This is a genomic window from Amaricoccus sp., from assembly GCF_036846665.1.
Taxonomy (GTDB): Bacteria; Pseudomonadota; Alphaproteobacteria; order Rhodobacterales; family Rhodobacteraceae; genus Amaricoccus.
This window is the reverse complement of the sequence record NZ_DAIUBO010000107.1, coordinates 7724-12913: the sequence shown is the minus strand read 5'-3', so window position 1 is coordinate 12913 and position 5190 is coordinate 7724. Positions and strand designations below refer to the sequence as shown.

General features: G+C 69.7%; 6 protein-coding genes. 1 reads left to right on the top strand and 5 read right to left on the bottom strand.

The features are described 5' to 3' along the window. Positions 1 to 1926 (top strand): TSCPD domain-containing protein (locus V7050_RS11720; RefSeq protein WP_442885689.1); only part of this gene is annotated, 1926 nt, incomplete at its 5' end. A gap of 148 nt (positions 1927 to 2074) precedes the next feature. Here V7050_RS11720 and V7050_RS11715 read toward each other — a convergent pair. The 5 genes from V7050_RS11715 to V7050_RS11695 form a co-directional block, all read right to left on the bottom strand. Next, entirely contained in the window at positions 2075 to 2698 is a 624-nt protein-coding gene (locus tag V7050_RS11715) for a trimeric intracellular cation channel family protein (RefSeq protein ID WP_324368322.1), read from the bottom strand. Between the two features lie 7 nt (positions 2699 to 2705). Continuing rightward, positions 2706 to 3173, bottom strand: coding sequence for a ribonuclease HI (gene rnhA, locus V7050_RS11710; protein ID WP_324368320.1), 468 nt, complete (start codon positions 3171 to 3173; stop codon positions 2706 to 2708). Next, positions 3166 to 3624, bottom strand: coding sequence for a DUF3429 domain-containing protein (locus tag V7050_RS11705; protein ID WP_324368318.1), 459 nt, complete (start codon positions 3622 to 3624; stop codon positions 3166 to 3168). The genes rnhA and V7050_RS11705 overlap by 8 nt, the downstream gene beginning before the upstream one ends. Further along, positions 3621 to 4571, bottom strand: a complete 951-nt coding sequence (gene ispH / locus V7050_RS11700) for a 4-hydroxy-3-methylbut-2-enyl diphosphate reductase (protein ID WP_324368316.1) — start codon at positions 4569 to 4571, stop codon at positions 3621 to 3623. The genes V7050_RS11705 and ispH overlap by 4 nt, the downstream gene beginning before the upstream one ends. Before the next feature lie 162 nt (positions 4572 to 4733). Continuing rightward, the coding region (locus V7050_RS11695; RefSeq protein WP_324368315.1) for a pentapeptide repeat-containing protein at positions 4734 to 5190 on the bottom strand (457 nt) is incomplete at its 5' end.

Genomic DNA, 5190 nt, shown 5'->3' with positions numbered 1-5190 from the left:
ATGACCGGGGCTTCCTACGCGGCCTCGGCGGAGATGGCCGGCGAGCTCGGGGCCTTCCCCGGCTACGAGAGGAACGCCGGGGCGATGCTGCGGGTGATCCGCAACCATCGCCGGGCAGCCCAGGGCCTGCTGACGGGCTACGAGGATCTGGCGGTGCCGCCGGTGGCGCTCGACCACGCCAACTGCCCTGACAGCGCGCTGCTCAATCTCGCGCATTCGGTCTGGGAGGAGGCGCTGGCGCTCGGCGAGAAGCACGGCTTCCGCAACGCCCAGGTCTCGGTGATCGCGCCGACCGGCACCATCGGGCTGGTGATGGATTGTGACACGACCGGGATCGAGCCGGATTTTGCGCTGGTGAAGTTCAAGAAGCTCGCGGGCGGCGGCTATTTCAAGATCATCAACCGCGGCGTTCCCCAGGCCCTGCGCAACCTCGGCTACCGGGAAGCGGAGGTCGCGGAGATCGTCGCCCATGCGGTCGGCCACGGCACGATCGGCAATGCGCCGGAAATCAACCCCACGGCGCTGATCGGCCACGGCTTCGGCGCCGACGAGATCGCCAAGATCGAGGCGGCGCTGCCGACCGCCTTCGACATCCGCTTCGTCTTCAACCAGTGGACGCTCGGCGAGGCCTTCTGCACCGAGGTGCTCGGCATCCCTTCCGAGAAGCTGCTCGACCCGGCCTTCGACCTGCTGCGCCATCTCGGCTTCAGCAAGGCGCAGGTCGAGGCGGCGAACCACCACGTCTGCGGAACGATGACCCTGGAAGGCGCGCCGCATCTGAAGCCCGAACACTACGCGGTCTTCGACTGCGCCAATCTCTGCGGCAAGATCGGCACGCGCTATCTCTCGGTCGAGAGCCACATCCGCATGATGGCCGCGGCGCAGAGCTTCGTCTCGGGGGCGATCTCCAAGACCATCAACATGCCCAACGACGCCACGATCGGCGATTGCAAGGCAGCCTACGAGCTTTCCTGGTCGCTCGGGGTGAAGGCCAACGCGCTCTACCGCGACGGCTCGAAGCTCTCGCAGCCGCTCTCCTCGGCGCTGATCGAGGACGACGAGGATCTCGAGGAGGTGCTGACCGAGGCGCCGCTGGCCGAGCGGGTGACGGTGCTCGCGGAGAAGGTCGTCGAGAAGATCATCCTCAAGGAGGTCGAGCGCGCCAACCGCCAGCGGTTGCCGGAACGGCGCAAGGGTTATACCCAGAAGGCCATCGTCGGCGGTCACAAGGTCTACCTGCGCACCGGCGAATACGCGGACGGCAGCTTGGGCGAGATCTTCATCGACATGCACAAGGAGGGCGCGGCCTTCCGGGCGATGATGAACAACTTCGCCATCGCCATCTCGGTCGGGCTCCAGTACGGCGTGCCGCTCGAGGAATTCGTCGAGGCCTTCACCTTCACCCGCTTCGAGCCGGCGGGCATGGTGCAGGGCAACGATTCGATCAAGAACGCCACCTCGATCCTCGACTACATCTTCCGCGAGCTGGCGGTGAGCTATCTCGACCGCACCGACCTCGCCCATGTGAAGCCCACCGGCGAGAGCTTCGACGATCTCGGGCGCGGCGAGCCGGAGGGCGGCAGCAATGTCCGGCGGATCGAGGGCGAGGCGGCGCAGAGCTCCATCGACGTGATCCGGCAGCTCTCCTCGACGGGATACCTGCGCAAGCGCCTGCCCCAGGAGCTGGTGGTGCTGCAGGGCGGGGCCTCGGTTTCCGGGGCGCTCGGGCTCGACGGATCGCTGAGCGGCCTGGCGGTGCGCGGCGACGTGCAGATGACCTCGGTCACGGCGCTCGATGCGCGGACCAAGGCCAGGATGCAGGGCTACGAGGGCGATCCCTGCGGCGAATGCGGCAATTTCACGCTGGTGCGCAACGGCACCTGCATGAAGTGCAACACCTGCGGCGGCACGAGCGGCTGCAGCTAGATCGGCGCTTTGACTGCAAGCGGAGCCTAACGAGCAGAATAGCTGGCGCAGTCAAGACCGGGGGGCAATAACGGAAGGGGCCTGCGGGCCCCTTCCCCGTTCGTTCCCGGGAGCGCGGATTCGGATGGGTCGATCACCGGGGACCCGATCAGCGCCGCGGCGGGCGGCTCCGGTAGTTCGGCAGGCGCCAGCCGAAGGCGATGCTTCCGGCCCTGAGCGCCAGGGTGACGCCACCGCAGGCTAGCAGCGCGGCGGAGACGGTGCCGAGGGTCGCGAAGACCGCGACCGCCGAGAGCGCACCGGCAAAGGCGGCGGTCACGTAGAGCTCGCCCTGCCGGAGTACCAGCGGCAGCTCGTTGCAGACCACGTCGCGCATCAGCCCGCCGAAGCAGCCGGTGGCGACACCCATGATCACCGCGATCGGCGGCGTCGCGCCCTCGTTCCAGGCCACCAGCACCCCCGCGGGCACCGCCACCGCCAGCGCCAGCGCGTCGAGCCAGAGGATCGCCCGGTAGCGCGATTCGATATGGGGCGCGGCGAAGAACACCAGGATCGCCGCGAGGCAGGCCACGCCGACATAGGCCGCGTTGCCGACCCAGAACACCGGCGTGCGGTCGAGGATCACGTCGCGCAGGGTGCCGCCGCCGACCGCCGTGAGGCAGCCGATGAAGAGAAATCCGACGATGTCGAGCTGCGCCCGCGAGGCGACCAGCGCCCCGGTCAGCGCGAAGACGAAGACCGAGCCGAAATCGAGCGCCTGCGCGGCGGTCACGCCCGCGTCACCCGGCCGCGCGCTCGGGTCGGAAAGGGGCCATGCCCTCGCGGGCGAGGGCATCGGCGCGTTCGTTCTCCGGGTGGCCGGCGTGGCCCTTCACCCATTCCCAGGCCACTTCGTGTCGGCCGGCCACCGCATCGAGGCGGCGCCACAGATCCTCGTTCCTGACCGGCTTGCGGTCGGCGGTCCGCCAGCCGTTGCGCTTCCAGCCGTGGATCCAGCGCGTGACGCCGTCGCGCAGATAGGCGCTGTCGGTGACGACGGTCAGCCGCGAGGGCCGCTCCAGGGCTTCGAGCGCCGCGATCGCCGCCATCAGCTCCATGCGGTTGTTCGTCGTCGCCGGCTCGCCCCCCGAGAGCTCGCGCTCCTTCAGGATCTCGGTCCCGTCCCGGGCGACCAAGACGGCGCCCCAGCCGCCGGGGCCGGGATTTCCCGAACAGGCGCCATCGGTATAGGCGAAGAGCTCAGCCATAGAGCGCGCCGGTCAGCAGCGCCGCGATGACGCCCGCCGTCAGCGGCAGCCGGAGTGTCAGCCAGTAGTCGGGCGTCACCCCCACCCGCTGGAAGACCACGTCGATCGCCTGCAGCGCGACGAAGCCGAAGGCGAGGCGAAGGCAGCCGATGGCGGGTTCGGGACGGATGGCGAGAAACGCCAGCAAGGCCGGAACCGCGGAGGCCGCCAGCAGGATCAGCGTGGGCCGGCGATCGGGCGCCGAGGCGAATCCCCAGAGGCATCCGCCCATGAAGCCGAGGATCACCGCCCCGAAGCTCTCGAGGATCACCACGCCGCCGGAGGGATCGGGGGGAAAGAACCCGAAGGTAGGCAGCGTCCCGGCCTCGAGGAAGAGCATCGCCACGCCCCAGGCGAAGGGGACGAGGCCCGCGGCGCCGACCAGCGCGGCGGCGAGGGGCACGCGGGTCATGCCACGGTCTCCCGCAGGATGCGCGGAACCTTGAACTCGACGTTCTCCCGCGCCGTCTCGATGGTGCGCTCGGTCACGTCGTAGCGGCTGCGGAAGGCCGCGACCACCTCCTCGACCAGCACGTCCGGCGCGGAGGCGCCGGCGGTTATGCCGATCGTCGCGAGCCCCGCGAGCCCGGCCCAGTCGATGTCGGCGGCACGCTGGACCAGTTGCGACTTCGCGCAGCCCGCCTTGCGGCCGACCTCGACAAGCCGCTGGGAATTCGAGGAATTCGGGGCGCCGATCACCAGGATAGCCTCGACCAGCGGCGCCATCGCCTTGACCGCCTCCTGCCGGTTGGTCGTGGCGTAGCAGATGTCCTCGCGGCGCGGCACCCGGATGGAGGGAAACCGCGCGACCAGCGCGCGCACGATCTCGGCGGTGTCGTCGACCGACAGCGTGGTCTGGGTGATGAAGGCGAGCCGGTCGGGGTCGCGCGGGCGGAGATGCGCCACGTCGGCGACGGTCTCGACCAGCAGCACCTCGCCCTCGGGCAGCTGGCCCATGGTGCCGATCACCTCCGGATGGCCGGCGTGGCCGATCATGACCATCTGCAGGCCTTCCGCGTGGTGGCGCTCGGCCTCGAGATGCACCTTGGAGACGAGCGGGCAGGTGGCATCGACATAGAGCATGTGGCGCCGTTCGGCCTCGGCCGGAACCGCCTTCGGCACGCCATGCGCCGAGAAGATCACCGGCCGGTCGGTGGGGCATTCGTCGAGGTCCTCGACGAAGACCGCGCCCTTGGCGCGCAGGCCGTCCACGACGAAGCGGTTGTGCACGATCTCGTGGCGCACGTAGACCGGGGCGCCCCATTTCTCCAGCGCCATCTCGACGATGCGGATCGCCCGGTCGACGCCGGCGCAGAAGCCGCGCGGGGCGGCGAGGTAGAGGGTCAGGGGCTCGGCCATGGCGGCGAGGTAGCACGGGCGCGGGGTCAGGAAAAGTCGCGATTCCGGGCTGACGCGCGGGAGGACGGATTTCGCCAGCGTTAACGGGGATTTGGCGGGGCCGGAACCCGGCCGGAACGCGGCTGGAATCCGGCTTGCCATTTTGGCTTGCCGGCTGGGGGGTTAACGGTCGGCGAGCGGATGGCCCGGGGGGTAGCGAGCGCCGAGGGGAAGCGGGGTGCCGGTCTTGCGGCGGGGATTGTCGGGCGAGCAAAGGAACTCGGCGCGGATGGCTTCGGGGTCGGCGAACTCCTGCGCGGCGATGCGGGCGACGAGGGCGTCGAAGCCCTCGGGCGGGGTCTCCCAGCAACTCCAGACATGCCATGGCTCGCCGGTATCGGACACGCCCTCGGGCAGGAGCGTCCCGGCGTTGCCGATCAGATTATCGAGCTGGGCTTGCGTCAGGCCTTGCGCGCTGCGCAGATCCGCAAACTGGGCCGGCGACGCCCGGTTCGATGCGCCGGCCCAGTTTGTTTTCCTGAAGTCGGATAACCGAAGGTCCGCCCTCTCCAGCCGCGCCCACGTGAGGTTCGCCCCCTCCAGCCGCGCCTGCCAGAGGTTCGCCCCCTCCAGCCGCGCC